Below are 16,129 nucleotides of genomic sequence, written 5' to 3'. Positions count from 1 at the left end.
AAAAAATAAGGAATTTAAAGATAATTTGTTAAGTATCAAATCAGACAGGTGTTGGTATTTGAAAATACTGTTTCATAATAATGACTAATGATTTTCAACTTTTGCATGTGATATTGTGTTTAGATTTATCTAGTTATAAATATATAAAGGAAATTAAAATTTACTATCAAATCAGGAGGTACAAGCTACATGGCAAAGAATCCACTGTCTGGTGATGGGAGCTGTCGGGGTGCAGTTAAAGGAAGAGTCAAGTAAAAACCACAAACGAACGCTTTACTAAGCGCGATACTCAAACGGGTCGGTTTATGGATGTCAAGCACGATACAAAAATTTAAAGGAGTTAGAAAGGAAAATAATATATAAGGATCCAAAGTCCCTAAGCTTTCTCTGCGCAGCATAGACTTTGCAGGTAATGCAAAACTTAAAAAGTAGGAGGTATTGCTCCCAATGTACTTCAAGAAATCGCAGCTAAGCTTCAAATCAAGCCCCTAATGTCTGGGATGGTATCAAATCTTAGAGGAAAAGGTATCTACGTGCTATCTTAAAATCTCGCTCAATTCAAGTCATTAGAAACGTCTCAATGGCGTTTTGACAGCCATTAATTAATTAGTGTACTGATCATTACGTGCTGCTGTCGGAAACCTATTTGGTTTACTTTGAAGAACATCTTGGTTATATTATGGTGCCTGCTTTATTCTAATGACTCAGATTACAAATAGTAAGGATGATATTGCTAATGGCACTGTAAATGAAAGCTGTCCATTGTCCAACTATTACTTAGGTCAATCATCTTTGGTAAAGGAATACTGCATCTGCCCAGTAAATCCCCGGAAACATTGCAAATTAGAGATATAAAGCGCTTCTCACATTAAATAAAGCGTTCTTCCAGCTCCTTATTACGCTAATAGGTGAGTATTTAGTCAGCAATATCCAAACAATTGATGAGAAAAGATGAGCGTGATAAAATACTATTTCACTATTACTTACGAAATGGATATTTTCTATGTTCTCTAATGAAAGAATCTTCACGGGACTTGTGCGCCACTATTTGCGCTGGTGATCGTACTATCAAATTTGGTTTACTGTGGTTTGTTGCGCTAAATTTTCTGTTGATCCTGAATTTGAACTATGTGGTGCGGCTTTGTATCCGATTTCATCTTTATCAGTGATTTAATTACAGAACTCCATGGCAAAGAAAAAAGCGAGGTTTTTTAGTGAGTAGCGCTATATAGCCAGTGCCAAGGTAGCTGTTGGTTTTATTTATAGATACTTTACCTACACCACATGGTCAAAATGACCAGTTTATCTTTTCACAATACTTTTGTATGTTTGTTGAAATGTTCATCATATCACTACGATTGCCTGTTATATTTCCTCACAATCATTTGATATTTTCCTTTACTTAGCCATCCGAAAAACTCCCCTGGGGAAGATACTTGTGGAAGAACTAGTGGTAGTACCATGGTATCACTTTACTTGATACGGGAGTTGTAATAACCCTTTCTGCCTGCTGGTATTTTTCCTAAAGAACACCTGTGGCCATTATTTATAAATAGTTATGGCTGGAAATTGTTTTCACCATATGTGGCATACACTTTCTTATGGAGTGGTCAGGTTTTGTCGCTGGTCTCGAGCTAAATTAGCATCAACACAACCAACAACAATGGATTAGATGAAGTATTGCAATTTTTATTGGCACGATTTAACGCATTGCGAGATACTTGACGAATCGTTGGTGATAATTTTTCAATGGCATAACGCAGCATTACTCTTGGCATGATTGAAGCATATTTCTGTTGATATTGAGTAAGCGCGCTTTCATCACGCTTCCCAGCTTCTCTTAGCATCCAACCTACCGCTTTATGAATAAGATCTTCTTTGATCTGCCAAAAGCTGGTTGCAATTTTGAATGTCCATAATATATCGCCCTGCCGAATAAAATACCAAGCCGCTACCATAGCAACCTTCGCGACTATAATTATCGATTGTGCTAGTTGTTCTAATAAACAACGATCTTTATCAAACAAATGCGCACCAATAATCCAATGTGCTGAGGAAACCAAATTCCAATTATTGATATGTTGAAGGCGATCCACAAAACTTATACAGTTTTTCGCGTTGCACAAGGTCTGATTTTTGATACTGCATAATCAGAATAGTGAGCGCTAAAAACCTTCGTTCGTTAATAGAAGAGGTCAATAAAACCTTGTGATCGCCTTAATCAGTAGAACTCGAATTGTTTTCAATTTTTCTGATGGTTGGAACGGTCACACCTATGAACTGGTCATGAGCCGTATAACATCCCGAATCAGTCTTAAACAAAGAAGCTGCTTTTGAGGAGATACGCTAACACCATCAGCCAATGCTGATCGTAGCCTTGGCAAGTTTTTTCATCAATACTACCAAGTTTGCTAAGAAAACGCTTAATATATCAAGCAAGACTACTTGCTACAACCAATCCAGTGCTGCTAATAACCTTTGATTCTCTTAAGCGCTCCAACCGTAATTCTTAAGCCGCCAGGGGATGACTTTATTCCAATTTCTCACAATCACGTTTTTGGTCTTTTGAGTTTTGATATAGATCATCCGCCCCTTTTGCAATCACCAATAAAAAGTTGGCGTACTTGGCCAAACTTTGTCAGCACACTGGATTGCCGTAAACGTTGATAGATATTTTCTTCTTTGAGAATGGCAATGCGTTCTTTAACATCAACCAAATTCTCCGGCGTTAATACATCAAAAGCCGCGTTATAACAGAACGTTAAATAGGATAAGGCGCCAAAACTTTTCTCACTAGAGCAACTAATATCGGCATTGCCAACCAAAACGCCAACTCTCGCCCCAGCCAAGCTATATACTTTAGAAATGTTCTTTAATACAACAAGATTAGCATATTGTTTTAATAGCGTTAAGGCAGCGGCATATCAGCAAAATCAATATAAGCTTGTCAACCACAACAATAGCCTCGACCCTTATAATTTTCGCATAAAGCTTGGATCTGATCCAACGATACGGTTGAACCTGTTGGATTATTTGGCGTACAAATAAAACAATCTTGACGTCTTGAACAACGACATCATACCCGATAAATTCAACGAAAAATCTTTCGTATCCAATGGAATATTAATGACTTTGCTGATTGGATATGAGGCATAAACAGTGTAAGAGCCAAAGGTAGGTGGGCGAGCAATAATGGCATCTTTTCCAGGACGACAAAATGTGCGAATTAATAAATCAATGGCTTCATCAGCACCTCTTGAGATTAATAACTGCTCAGGCGCTATAAGTTGTATAACTTGCTATTTTTTGTTTTAACTGGATGGACTGCGGTTCGGGATAACGGTTAATTGATACGCTTTGCCCGCGAGGCTTCCAAGGATTTTCGTTGGCATCTAGTTGAACTTCGTTGTGCCCCTTGGCTACTGTATTCGCTACGTGCTGAACTATAAGGCACTAAAGTCGAATTTCGGGACGCACAATTTGAGTTATCCACGACGTCATCGTCAACCCTTTCCAAAATTAAGAAAAACTATCATTCATGCGCTTGATTGATAGCAAAATAAAATTTATTCACCAACAAGCTTTCGCCTAAAACTGAATCCATGCATTAACTAGGCACAAAATTCAAAGTTGTTGTAGCAAGTAAGAAGGTTAGACTGGATAATTTCTCAGTTATCGCTAGATCTTCTAGACATTCAACATATAAAAATCTATTTTGTTTTAGTAGCACGTAATAAGATAGCGCTAAAAAAATCATCAAAAATAAAAACATAAAAGTAGTTGATCTAATGCCTGTTAAATCAAACAAAAACCAAAAAAACAACCAAAGTGAGCCACTGATACCAGCTACTGTACCAACAATGCCCGATACGGCGCCTAATTTTAGCTATATAGTTGTCACTAATAAATTTGTAGACACTAGCTTTACTAAGGAGAGACAGATGCCCAAAATGAACATCAGTACAGCAAAATGTAGGGGACTAATTCGACGTAAAAACCCTGAAGAAAAATGTAATACTCGCACTGGGAAAAGACAAGAAAAATGTACAAAGACAGCCAATGCGCATTGTCCACAACGTAACAACTTGGCCATCATACTTTATCTGAGCCACCCACCCAGTATTCTAAACATACTGGCCGGGAAGGTAAAACGGCTGTCAAGAAAGCAGCTTGTTCAAGACTCAAACTAAATTCGTCCTTATAATACTGAACCATCCATAAACTTAGTGCTACAAATGCTCCGAAAGAAATAGAATAGTAATGACAATAACACAGCACAATTTTGTCTTTTAAGGTTCCAATTTGTTCTCTAAGTGTTACTTTACTCGTAGTAATATGATCGGTATTTTGATAACTAAATAGCCAAAATAGTAGAGCCGCGACGAGCACAAGGCAAGCATAAACTTGCGGAACAATGACCCAACTAGATAGCGCAATCAATAAAGGAGCAAGCATTTTATTAAGAGTTGTCCCAATACTGCCTGCTCCGTAGATACTCATGGCCAATCCTGACGATGCTTGCAACCAGTGAGCAACGATAGGGATACCTATGCCATAGGTACCGCCAACGATGCCCGTAAACATTCCTCAATGCTAAAAATGCCAATACAACTTAGCAAACCAACTACCCAAATCGGTATAACTGAAAACAGCAACACCACAAACATGACGATACGACCACCAAAACGATTTACTAAAAAACCTAAAGGTGCTCTCATCAAAGAACCAGTAAAAACTGGAACAGCCATCAGCAAACCAAATTCTGTTGCGTTCAGATTCAATCTACTCTTGATAAAGACGCCAATGACCGCAAACATCATCCATACCATGTAACCAATGATAAAGGTTAGCGTGCTAACAGCCAATATGGAATAAGCCTTACGCTTATCAAAAATGAAACTTGGAACTGTAGTCATTGTTAGCTCAATTCAAAAATGGATTATCGTTTGTTAGAAAGTATTTAGCCAACTGAGCGCCTCAACTTGTATCAGATTACCAGCAACATTATACAAAATTGTTTTAAAATGCTCATCCAATGCATACTATAATTAAAATGGACGGTACTTTTTTATGATCAAGCTCGAAAAGCAACTAAAGCAAGAAGCTTTGCGTTTTCACGAAAAGCGTAAAGCTGGAAAAATTGCCATTATACCGACTAAACCACTTGCTAACCAACATGATTTATCACTTGCCTATACACCAGGTGTTGCTATGCCTTGTCTAGCGATTCACGAAGACCCTCTATCAGCCTATCGCTACACCACAAAAGGCAATATGGTTGCCGTCATTTCTAATAATGGTACAGCTGTACTAGGGCTCGGTAAAATTGGTGCACTAGCTTCCAAGCCAGTGATGGAAGGTAAAGCAGCTTTATCAAAGCGTTTTGCTGATATTGATGCGATTGATATTGAAGTGGATACAACTGATCCGGATACTTTCATCAATGCTGTGCGTTACCTTGGCCCAGGTTAGTGCCATTAATTTAGAAGATATCGCCTCACCAGCATGCTTTGTCATTGAAGAAGCGCTCAAAAAAATGATGGATATTCCTGTGTTTCATGACGATCAACATGGCACAGCTATTGTCGTTTTAGCGGGACTTATTAATGCTATGCATCTTACTAAAAAGAACATGAAAATGATCCGCGTTGTATTAAGCGGTACGGGCGCTGCTGGTACGGCTTGTATGAATCTGATCAAGCATTATGGCGTGCCACATGAACATGTCATTGCTTTGGATAGAACAGGCGTAATTTATGAAGGTCGGCAGGAAAACATGAACCCTTGGAAAACCAAGCATGCGATTAAAACCAATGCCCGCACGTTGACTGATGCAATGAAAGGAGCTGATGTATTTATTGGTCTATCAACTGCAAAACACATTGTCGCCTGAGCTTATCCAATTCATGTCACCCAACCCGATTATTTTTGCTTTGGCGAATCCCAATCCAGAAATTTTCCCAGAAGCTGCTAAAGCAATAAGACCTGATGTATTGATTGCTACTGGTCGATCAGATCATCCCAATCAAATTAATAATTTGATTGGATTTCCCTACATTTTCAGAGGTGCCTTAGATGTTCGTGCCACAACGATTAATGAGGCTATGAAACTTGCCGCAGCACAAGCTATTGCTTTGCTGGCACGTGAACCAGTACCAGAAGCTGTCTTTGCTGCTCATAAAGGCAAAAAAATGGAATATGGGTCTGAATATATCATGCCCAGTATATTCGATCCAAGACTCATTTATGTTGTCTCATCTGCTGTAGCGAAAGCTGCTATGGTCAGTGGAGTCGCACAAAAACCGATTAAAAATTTTAAAGCTTACCAAAGAATACTCCAAGAGCGCTTAAGCTCTGCATAAATCTGAAAATAACGTCGTAGGATTTATAAAGATTAAGTTAAATCAGTTTATTTACTCTTCTTGTCATTTAACAGCTTTTTAGTCTTATATCCTCGCCCTACCTGAAGAATCAATTAGAAAATCCCACGCTATCCAAAAGCTAGCGTGGGATTCAAATCAACCTTACTCAATTGAAATACCCGTATATTGTTGTGGTGTTAATAGAGGTATCACATAGCCCTTGACGGATTTATGGGTAACATGCGCGTCCATTCTGGTGAAAAGGGTGATAGAGGCACTTCTTCTTTGAGAAGTTGCTGTGCTTGTTTATAAATATTAACCTGCTCAGTATGATCAAGTGAATAGCGTCCCTTATCATATAAACGATCAAAAGGCTTGTGGCACCATTTAGATAAATTCTGGCCAATGGCAATTGCTTGACAAGTATGCGCAATGAGAAAGTTACCGGGGTCACCGTTGTTACCTATACCACCCATAAACATGGCGTCGTGCTCGCCTGCCCGGGCGTGTTGCCAAAATTCACCTCCTGTGTAGGAAACAAGTTGAACTTTCACGCCAATCTTGGCCCAATTACTTTGAATAATTTGTGCAATTAAATCATTCGTAGGTACCAGTTTCAGTGCAATCAAAAATTTAAGATTAAAACCTTTTGGATAACCTGCTTGCTTGAGCAATTGTTTGGCTTTAGTGGGATTAAAAGGCCGGTTTTGAATGGAAGGATCATGCCCCCATTGAAGGGTAGGTACCTGCGTAGCAAGTGGCACGGCAGCACCGTTAAAGACCTTCAAAATGGCTTTTTTATCAAGAGCCATATCTAGTGCTTGGCGAACTCGTTTGTCCCTTAAAAAGGACTTTTGTGTATTATACACAATAAACCAAGCATCTATGGAAAGGGCTTGATGCACAACAAAATTCGGGTCTTTTTTGAATTTTGGAATATCTAAGGGTAGTAATTTTCCAAGCACATGCAATTCACCTGCTTGTAGTTTTTTGACATGGATCGCTAACTCAGGAACAATGGACATAACCAGCCCATCAAGCTTTAACTGGTTTTCAGGACGTTGATCCCAATAATTTTTGTTAGCAACACAACGAATCTGCTGATTCTTACGATATTCTTTGAGGATAAAAGGGCCAGTGCCAATCGGTTTTACGCCAATGTCTGACGCTTTACCTTGTCGAAGAAGCTGCTGGGCATATTCCCAAGATAAAATGGAGGAAGAAGGTGCAGCCAAATCCCCTAGCATTCTTTCCGGTTTACGTAAGACAAATTGCACAGTGTAAGGATCCACCTTCACTACTTTGATCAAATTTCGATCAGTATCTTCAAAGTTAGGAAATTCTGCAGGATAGGCGACTCTAAAGGGGTGTTTTTGATCAAGTATACGATTAAAGGTAAACACCACATCATCAGCATTAAAATCTCTTGTGGGTTTAAAGTAATTGGTGGTATGGAACTTAACACCTTTTCTTAAATAGAAGGTATAAGTTAAACCATCTTTGGAAACTTTCCAATTTTCGGCAAGGCTTGGGACAATGGTAGTGGTTCCGCGTTTAAAAGAAACCAATCGGTCGTAAATTGGGTTGGAAGGAACTAGGTCATCATGTGTTGTATACTGCGCTGGGTCAAAACCAGCTGGACCAGCTAACAAACCAATAACCAATGTTTTGTTGGATACATTGGCTTTTTCTTTTTCATTCGGTTTCGAAGAACAGCCAGCAAGATTGAGGATCAGTAAAGAGGCAGTAAAAATGATCCCAAAAAATGATTTAGATGATTTCATCGTGATGCTCGCTATATTAGTGAAGTGACCCGATTAACAAAATTTTCCAATTGTAACGCATATTACGTATTACCTATTTAAGGCGCTCATTTTTATTTTTGAGGGGGGAGGGTAATTGTGCAAAATGATTAACTGGAGAAGGTTGGTATTCCTTCAAATAATCACCCCCAAACTGGGTGGGGAATGTCAACTTCGCCGACCAGGATTCTAGCAGATTTCGATAATAATGCTACCCATTATCACCATCCGTGGTGATGAGAAATGCCGCTATTATTGATTTTTGCTGTTTTTGATGATAAGGATTCTTACTCAAACTAAGCTTGCTATGTTCTTAAAATAACGAAATATGACACTTTTTAGTACTTGCTATAGCATTTATGTCTATTAGTAACCTAAAGGGTTTTTTAATCGACCATAAAGTAGCTGATCAGCTGATCCAAAGTTTGGTGATGCAACTACTATTTGGCCCGCAAGATTAGATCAAAAGCATCAGGAGTAAATTATGACTTTCCCCTATAAACTTATTGACTTAACCCACGCGCTCGATAGCACTATCCCTACCTGGAATGGTGGATGCGGGTTTAATCATGATGTGCATATAGATTATTCTGATTGCACGAGCGAAGATAAATTCCGTGTGATGAAAGTAAAAATGCATGCTGGAATCGGCACGCACATGGACGCGCCAAGCCACTGTATTCTTGGAGGAAAATTCATTTATGATTTTGATGTGAATGACTTGATAATGCCGTGCGTGGTCATCAATGTATCAGATAAATGCCACGAACGCTATTCCTTAAGCGCCCAAGATGTATTGGATTTTGAAAGTAAGTATGGGCTTATTCCAAAAGGCTCATGTGCGATGGTTAAAACTGGTTGGAGCAAATTTTGGCATACACCTTCGAAATACCATAACAACCATGTATTTCCATCCGTATCTTCTGGAGCCGCGTCACTTTTATTTGAACGAGGCGTGAATGCTCTTGGCATTGATACACTTTCACCCGATCGCCCTGAGGATGGCTTTAAAGTGCATAAAACCTTTTTAGGCTCGGATAAGATAATCATAGAAAATGTAGCAAATTTGGATAGTATGCTACCTACAAACAGTTTTACTATGGTTCTTCCCATCAAAATTAAAGACGGGACAGAAGCTCCAGTAAGATTAGTTGGGTTCATTAAAAAATAGGTAGATCTTGAAAAAAGTTATTTTATTATGATGTTCAATTATCTTCTCCGTAAACACAGCCTTTTCTTACAATGCTTGCATGGGGGGAAATTCTTTATATTGATGATTTGATCACAAAAGAAAAAACCGTGGTAAAGGATATGGTTAAATTTTATTAGATCATGTCATACAAATTGCAAGGGAACTTTTGTGCCAAGAGGTTCATTTGGACACAGGATATGCAAGACATGCTGCGCATAAAGTTTACCTAAAACGAGGGTTCGAATTTAATTGCCATCATCTGGTGCTAAAACTTGCATAGCCATCACTAATTTTAAAAAAAAGAATCCCACCTATCTCTTTCAGGAAATCAGCATCATGGGAGATGATAATCATCGCTCCGGGATAAGCTTTGAGGATTTGCGCTACATGTTCTTTTGTTTCTAAATCAAGGTTATTCGTGATCTCATCCAAGATCAGAAGTTTAGGTGTTTTAGCTGCAATTTGTGCGAGTGACAGACGTGCCTTTTCACCGCCTGATAGCCGAGCAACCAGGCTGTTGACCTCTTCATTTTTGCGGAATAGAAAATCGTTTAAATGACGACGCACTGCAATATGGGGCCAGGTTGGCACCAATTCAGCAATGGTCTCTAATACCGTCTTTTTAGCAGACAAGGTACTGTAATGCTGATCCAAATATCCAATAGCACTGACCTTTGGTGTATGCCAATTGCCCGCTTTAATAACACTGACATCATCTAAAATTGCCTTAATCAGTGTTGATTTGCCGCTGGCATTATCGCCTGAATACTGACGCGATCTCTTGAGCCTATTGATAGATTGATTTTTTGAAGCAGGGGCTCTTGTTCCGCATATCCTACATACCCATCACTAATCGATATAATCGTCCGATCACCAACGCTTGCACTGGTTAATGAAAATTTAGGCATAATAATTTCGGGCAGGTGGAGATTTGAAAGTTGTTCAGTTAAATCTTGTTTTTTATGATCGATGGTGGATTTTTTGTGACCTGAAGTTTCCTCAGCTCTTCCGGCTTTGGTATGACTTACGATAGTTGGCCATTTTCTTTGATGAATGCTTTTTTCACCATTGTCCTTGCTTTTAGCAGCACGTTTTTGCTCTTTCATTAAATCGTGATGCATGTCTTTCTTATGTCGTTTGAGGCGTGCTAATTCTTGCTCTATAGAAGCTCTGTGCCTCCTTAATTCACAAATGTAATCATCATAAGCGCCATTGAATATACGGATTTGGCCATTATTGATATGCCATAAGGTATCAATGCAATTTCTGAGCAGTTCGGTATCATGGGAAACAACAATGAGAGTGCCAGGGTATGATTGCAACATTCGCATCAGGCTTTTACGGTTATATCTATCTAAATGATTGGTTGGCTCATCCAGCAGCAATACGTTAGGATCAAGACTCAATGCTTGTGTAATGGCCTGATTAAGACGCTGGCCACCGCTTAACGCATCAAAATCTTCAATAATCTGTGGCACAAATCCAAAGACTACATCGTCAGTGCACCCAATATCACCACTTGTGGGTTCCACCATGCCATTCAATATTTTGAGCAATGTCGTTTTTCCACTACCGTTACAACCAATAATGGCGATACGACTACCATAGGGGATTTGCACAGTAAAATTGTCAAAACAGGTTTTATGTGTGAAGGACAGCTGAAGATTTTTGATCTGAATCGGTTTATGTATCACACGCACCTCTTAAAGTATTTAGGGCTATAACAAATTAAGACGTAAGCTGAAGAGCTTTGATCTTATACCCTCCGCAGGGCTACTTTAAGAGATTATTTTCATGATACGGATAAACCTCAAATTGACATTTCTAGCATACTATGCTTACACGGTACCCTATTTTAGAAAATAATTCAATCTCAATTTTTTGGCAAGCTTCCAACTTATCCAGCAAGTCCATATAGTCCTGCAGCGTAGGAATCAGTGGGCTTTGTTCTGGCAATTCAGTCACGGACTGCTCGATCTTCTGCCATTCTTCTTGGGTATAATGGGGATAAGCTGGACAACTACTTTGATTCTGCATCCCTGCGCTTGCGCAGCCGCTCAAGCAGGCCAGACTTACCCCGATCATGATAAGATTTATTTTGTCCATCCAGTTTTCCATAGGTTTCATGGAGCTCTACGTTTTTTTCCGCTTGTCCACGCTTCAACCACTCTCGACCCAGCAAATAAGCTAAAATATCTGACTAAATTCGCGAATAGCTGCAATCAGTGCAGATAGCCAAAGTGGCATCATGTTTCAAGACTTCTGATCAATTTTGGCCTGCGTGTTTTTTATTCATCACACGACCCACAATACATTCGGGTCGGACATTCGCATCTAATGGAGAAACGGAGATTAAAAAGGGAGATTGTTGGGTAAAATCGGTGATTTTGCGATTCTCTAAGTACGTATGTGTCGGTTGACTAAAACGTGCCAAAGCTTATGAATAATTGGGTTCAGAGAGATATTTGATAATTTAGAAATTCACGCCAAAAAAGTTCGAGCCGTGTAAACTGGCGGAGAAAGAGGGATTCGAACCCTCGATACGGGTTTTCCGTATGCACCCTTAGCAGGGGTGTGCCTTCAGCCACTCGGCCATTTCTCCGATTTTAACAATACACTGAATCAAGACCGAGGCGCATCAAGCTTAAATGCTTTATGCAGCACTCGTACTGCTAATTCTAGATATTTTTTATCAATTAATACAGAAATTTTAATTTCAGACGTCGCAATTAATTCAATATTGATGCCTTGTTGTGCTAAAACTTGGAACACGGTCGCAGCAACACCACAATGTGAACGCATGCCCACACCAATAATGGATAATTTAACCAGCTGATCAGCAATATTAACATCAGAGGCACCAATTTTTGCTTGTAATTTTTGTAAAATAGCCACTGCTTGTTGGCCATAAGCACGAGGCACCGTAAAAGAAAAGTCTGTCACACCATGATTACTATCATTTTGAATAATCATATCCACTTCAATATTTGCATCAGCAATGGGGCCTAAAATTTGGTAGGCACTACCTGGTTTATTAGGCACCTCTTTTACGTTAATGCGCATAATATTGTTATCAAAAGCAATACCCGAAACAATAGCTTCTTCCATATTTTCATCTTCTTCAAAAGTAATCAACGTACCATCCCCATCTTTTTCAAAGCTGGATAAAACGCGTAAACGTAGATGGTTTTTACCCGCTAACTCTACGGATCGAGGATGTAAAATTTTAGAGCCTAAACTGGCCATTTCTAACATCTCTTCAAAGGTAATCGTATTAAGCCGTCTCGCATGTGGCTCAATGCGAGGATCGGTAGTATAAACTCCATCTACATCAGTATAAATCTGACACTCTTTTGCTTTTAATGCAACAGCTAGTGCTACTGCTGAGGTATCCGATCCGCCTCGCCCTAGTGTGGTAATGTTATGATTTTCATCAATACCTTGAAAGCCTGTAACTACCACAACATAGCCTGCCTTTAAGTCAGCACGTATAGTTGTCTCATCAATCTTAGCAACGCGTGCTCTATTATGGGCATTGTCTGTTATCACAGGTACCTGCCAACCACAATAACTTTTTGCCTTAATCCCTATTTTTTGAAGAGCAATAGCTAGTAGCCCAACCGTAACTTGTTCGCCTGTTGCTGCTACAACATCTAACTCGCGCTGGTTAGGTGCAGTATCAATTTGGTAAGCAAGATCCAACAAGCGGTTGGTCTCACCACTCATCGCAGAGACAACTGCTACCAATCTATGCCCCTTTGACTTCCACCACGCCATACGCTTTGCTACTTCATTAATACGCTCAACAGAGCCAACCGAAGTACCGCCATACTTTTGAACAATCAATGTCATACTGACCTGTCAAATAAACGTAAAAAATCCACAAAAATGTTTCATGCTATATAAAATTAATAGCCTTACTTGACGACCAACCCATGCAAGCGATGCACGTTAATCGCAGCCATAAAATCCTATTCTAGGGACGTTCATCATACCCCATCCAATCAATTATTGATTGCAAAATGCTTGTTTTTTTATCATAATTGCAACCTGAACTTAACTTCGCCCGTGATGTTATTTTTCTTGCATAGCAGTGGCTGTTGGGTTGTTCGATATAGAAATTAACAAAAAAACGGAAATCTAGTGATTCACGCGCAACGCTATGCATCTTGCCAATTTTTTAGCCAATGGTAGCTTGACAGTAGGCTCGCCCCCTTAGACCATAGAGAGCTGGCCTATTTTTTGTGGATAGTACATGTTTAGTGTTAATACCTTTAGGAATTAGATAATGAAAGACATTCAACAAATTATTGCAGAACTCAAAGCGCTCCCCTCCCAATTACATGAAAAGGATTTTTTGCTTACTTGGCAGCAAACTCCAGAGGAACTCAAACGCATATTAAAGACTGCAGAAGCCATTCGAAAACTACGTGCCGCTAATATTGCGACCAATGTTTTTAACAATGGGCTTGGCGTGTCAATTTTTCGTGATAACTCAACAAGAACGCGCTTTTCTTTCGCTTCTGCCATTAACATGTTGGGTTTAGCACAACAGGATCTAGATGAAGGAAAGTCGCAAATTGCACATGGTGAAACGGTGCGTGAAACGGCTAACATGATTGCGTTTTGCGCCGATGTTATTGGTATTCGTGATGATATGTACTTAGGTGCAGGAAACGCTTATATGCGGGAAGTCGGCGATGCATTAGACGACGGATTTAAACAGGGTGTCTTACCGCAAAGGCCAGCCATTATTAATTTACAGTGTGACATTGATCACCCTACCCAATCCATGGCAGATTTGGCTTGGTTACAAGAGCATTTTGGTGGATTAGATAATTTGAAAGGCAAAAAAATTGCGATGACTTGGGCGTATTCTCCAAGTTATGGTAAACCCCTGTCTGTCCCGCAGGCAATTATTGGTTTGATGACAAGATTTGGCATGCATGTATCGCTTGCACATCCCGAAGGCTATGATCTTATTCCCGATGTTGTGGATGAAGCTCGCAAAAATGCTACCCTATCGGGTGGTAGCTTTGAACACAGTCATAGCATGGAAAAAGCTTTCCAAGAAGCCGATATTGTCTATCCAAAATCTTGGGCACCCTACCATATCATGGGCAAACGAACGGAATTATTGCGCGCTCATGATCATGCTGGTCTCAAAACACTTGAACAAGAAGCGCTTGCACAAAACGCAAAACATAAAGATTGGCATTGCACTGAAGCGGTTATGCAGTTAACCAAGAATGCCAAAGCACTGTATATGCACTGTTTGCCTGCTGATATCACAGGTGTATCGTGTAAAGAAGGTGAAGTAGCAGATAGCGTTTTTGAAAGATATCGCATTGCAACTTACAAGGAAGCAAGTTGGAAGCCCTACATTATCGCTGCTATGATTATGAATCGAAAATTCCAGCATGTTGGTGAAGTTTTTGAAAAACTCATACAAAAAGCAGATAAGCGTATTCTCTAACCTCAATAAGTAGCTTGTCTTCGGACGAGCTACTTAAAAATCAACCATTAGATAAATGACGAGTTGATGAAATAAAAGGAGATTATCTCAGTGTCAACCTTCTCGCTCAAGATGGATATTGTGGACAACGCGCATTTTACAGGCGAGTTATCTACCTTGTTCAACGTTAAAGAATCCAGCAAAGCTTTGGCTTTTCACAGCAAAATCCAAGGTTACCGACCAACACCACTTTATTCACTGGATGCCCTTGCTCAAACAATCGGTGTTGCCAAAATTTTGGTTAAAGATGAATCTCAGCGTTTTGACTTAAATGCTTTCAAAATGCTAGGTGGAGCGTATGCCATTGCTCGCTTGATCTGCCAACGATTGAATTTGTCGATTGATCAATTTGATTTTGCAAAACTACAACAAGAAATTGCTGGAAAAATGACTTTTATTTCAACGACCGACGGAAACCATGGTCGTGGTGTTGCGTGGGCAGCTCAAAAATTGGGTCAAAAGTGTATTATCTATATGCCAAAAGGTTCTGCACAAGAGCGCGTTGATCGCATCAAAGCATTGGGTGCTGAGTGTTATGTGACCGATATGAATTACGATGACACAGTACGCATGACCAGCGAATTGGCTGACAAAAATAATTGGTTTATAGTGCAAGATACTTCTTGGGAAGGCTATACCGAGATTCCTACATGGATTATGCAAGGCTACGCAACAATGGCCATGGAAGCTATTGATCAAGTCAAACAACAAGCATGGCTTAACCCAACACATGTCTTTTTACAAGCAGGTGTTGGAGCCATGGCAGGCGGTGTACTTGGTGTACTGAGTGACTATTATGGTGCAGAAAAACTCAATGTTACCATTGTAGAGCCTGATCAAGCTGACTGCCTCTACCGTTCTGGAAAAAATCCCAGTGGAGTACCTGTTAATGTTACCGGAGATATGGCAACCATCATGGCAGGGCTTGCCTGTGGCGAACCCTGCCCACTCGGTTGGGAAGTCATTAAGCGCTGTGCGCGTCACTTTGCTTCTTGTGAAGACAAGGTATCCGCTTTAGGTATGCGTGTTTTGGGTAATCCGCTAAGCCATGATGCAAAAGTTGTTTCTGGTGAATCAGGTGCTGTTGGTGTTGGATTGCTTTGTGCTATCGCCCATCACCCGAAACGTCATGCTTTATTCCAACAGCTTAGCTTAAATCAGGATTCCGTTGTGCTATGCTTTAGCACAGAAGGGGATACTGATACAAAACACTACCGAGAAGTGGTTTGGGAAGGAAAATGGGCTGCAAATCCCTGAT

Annotated in this window: 10 protein-coding genes, 1 tRNA gene and 3 pseudogenes; 4 read left to right on the top strand and 10 right to left on the bottom strand. The window is 39.9% G+C overall.

Features of this window, described 5'->3' with window-relative positions; translation table 11 throughout:
• Positions 1–1,634 precede the first annotated feature (1,634 nt).
• From IPK86_04415 to IPK86_04395, 5 genes and pseudogenes are all read right to left on the bottom strand, one after another.
• Positions 1,635–2,148 (bottom strand): annotated as a pseudogene (locus IPK86_04415) (DNA alkylation repair protein).
• 434 nt (positions 2,149–2,582) lie between these two features.
• Positions 2,583–2,849, bottom strand: coding sequence for a hypothetical protein (locus tag IPK86_04410; protein QQS16647.1), 267 nt, complete (start codon positions 2,847–2,849; stop codon positions 2,583–2,585).
• Positions 2,850–3,029: 180 nt separating this feature from the next.
• Entirely contained in the window at positions 3,030–3,293 is a 264-nt protein-coding gene (locus tag IPK86_04405; protein ID QQS17078.1) for an aminotransferase class I/II-fold pyridoxal phosphate-dependent enzyme, read from the bottom strand.
• A gap of 799 nt (positions 3,294–4,092) precedes the next feature.
• Complete coding sequence (locus IPK86_04400; GenBank protein QQS16646.1) at positions 4,093–4,584, bottom strand: hypothetical protein; 492 nt, start codon at positions 4,582–4,584, stop codon at positions 4,093–4,095.
• Positions 4,548–4,916, bottom strand: coding sequence for a hypothetical protein (locus IPK86_04395; protein ID QQS16645.1), 369 nt, complete (start codon positions 4,914–4,916; stop codon positions 4,548–4,550). The genes IPK86_04400 and IPK86_04395 overlap by 37 nt, the downstream gene beginning before the upstream one ends.
• Positions 4,917–5,070: 154 nt before the next feature.
• Here IPK86_04395 and IPK86_04390 point away from each other — a divergent pair.
• A pseudogene (locus IPK86_04390) lies at positions 5,071–6,362 on the top strand (hypothetical protein).
• A gap of 209 nt (positions 6,363–6,571) precedes the next feature.
• On the opposite strand, the gene IPK86_04385 reads toward IPK86_04390, so the two are convergent.
• Positions 6,572–8,146 carry an ABC transporter substrate-binding protein gene (locus IPK86_04385; GenBank protein ID QQS16644.1) on the bottom strand — a complete coding sequence of 525 codons (1,575 nt, stop codon included), beginning with the start codon at positions 8,144–8,146 and terminating at the stop codon, positions 6,572–6,574.
• Positions 8,147–8,648: 502 nt separating this feature from the next.
• Here IPK86_04385 and IPK86_04380 point away from each other — a divergent pair.
• Positions 8,649–9,335 carry a cyclase family protein gene (locus IPK86_04380; protein ID QQS16643.1) on the top strand — a complete coding sequence of 229 codons (687 nt, stop codon included), beginning with the start codon at positions 8,649–8,651 and terminating at the stop codon, positions 9,333–9,335.
• Between the two features lie 276 nt (positions 9,336–9,611).
• Here the strand turns inward: IPK86_04380 and IPK86_04375 are convergent.
• From IPK86_04375 to IPK86_04360, 4 genes and pseudogenes are all read right to left on the bottom strand, one after another.
• Positions 9,612–11,047 (bottom strand): annotated as a pseudogene (locus IPK86_04375) (ABC-F family ATP-binding cassette domain-containing protein).
• A 133-nt stretch (positions 11,048–11,180) separates the two neighbouring features.
• Entirely contained in the window at positions 11,181–11,483 is a 303-nt protein-coding gene (locus tag IPK86_04370) for a hypothetical protein (protein ID QQS16642.1), read from the bottom strand.
• A gap of 384 nt (positions 11,484–11,867) precedes the next feature.
• Positions 11,868–11,958, bottom strand: a tRNA-Ser gene (locus tag IPK86_04365).
• Positions 11,959–11,978: 20 nt separating this feature from the next.
• Positions 11,979–13,208 carry an aspartate kinase gene (locus IPK86_04360; GenBank protein ID QQS16641.1) on the bottom strand — a complete coding sequence of 410 codons (1,230 nt, stop codon included), beginning with the start codon at positions 13,206–13,208 and terminating at the stop codon, positions 11,979–11,981.
• 436 nt (positions 13,209–13,644) lie between these two features.
• Here IPK86_04360 and ygeW point away from each other — a divergent pair, with 436 nt between their 5' ends.
• Both ygeW and dpaL read left to right on the top strand, forming a co-directional pair.
• The gene (ygeW, locus tag IPK86_04355; GenBank protein QQS16640.1) at positions 13,645–14,832 is read left to right on the top strand and encodes a knotted carbamoyltransferase YgeW; all 1,188 of its coding nucleotides are present in this window, start codon (positions 13,645–13,647) and stop codon (positions 14,830–14,832) included.
• Positions 14,833–14,922: 90 nt separating this feature from the next.
• Positions 14,923–16,128 carry a diaminopropionate ammonia-lyase gene (gene dpaL / locus IPK86_04350; GenBank protein QQS16639.1) on the top strand — a complete coding sequence of 402 codons (1,206 nt, stop codon included), beginning with the start codon at positions 14,923–14,925 and terminating at the stop codon, positions 16,126–16,128.
• The last annotated feature ends 1 nt before the right edge of the window (position 16,129 follow it).

The sequence above is a fragment of the Neisseriales bacterium genome (assembly GCA_016699915.1).
Lineage (GTDB): Bacteria > Pseudomonadota > Gammaproteobacteria > Burkholderiales > Q3-R57-64 > Q3-R57-64.
This window is presented reverse-complemented; position numbering and strand designations above follow the sequence as displayed.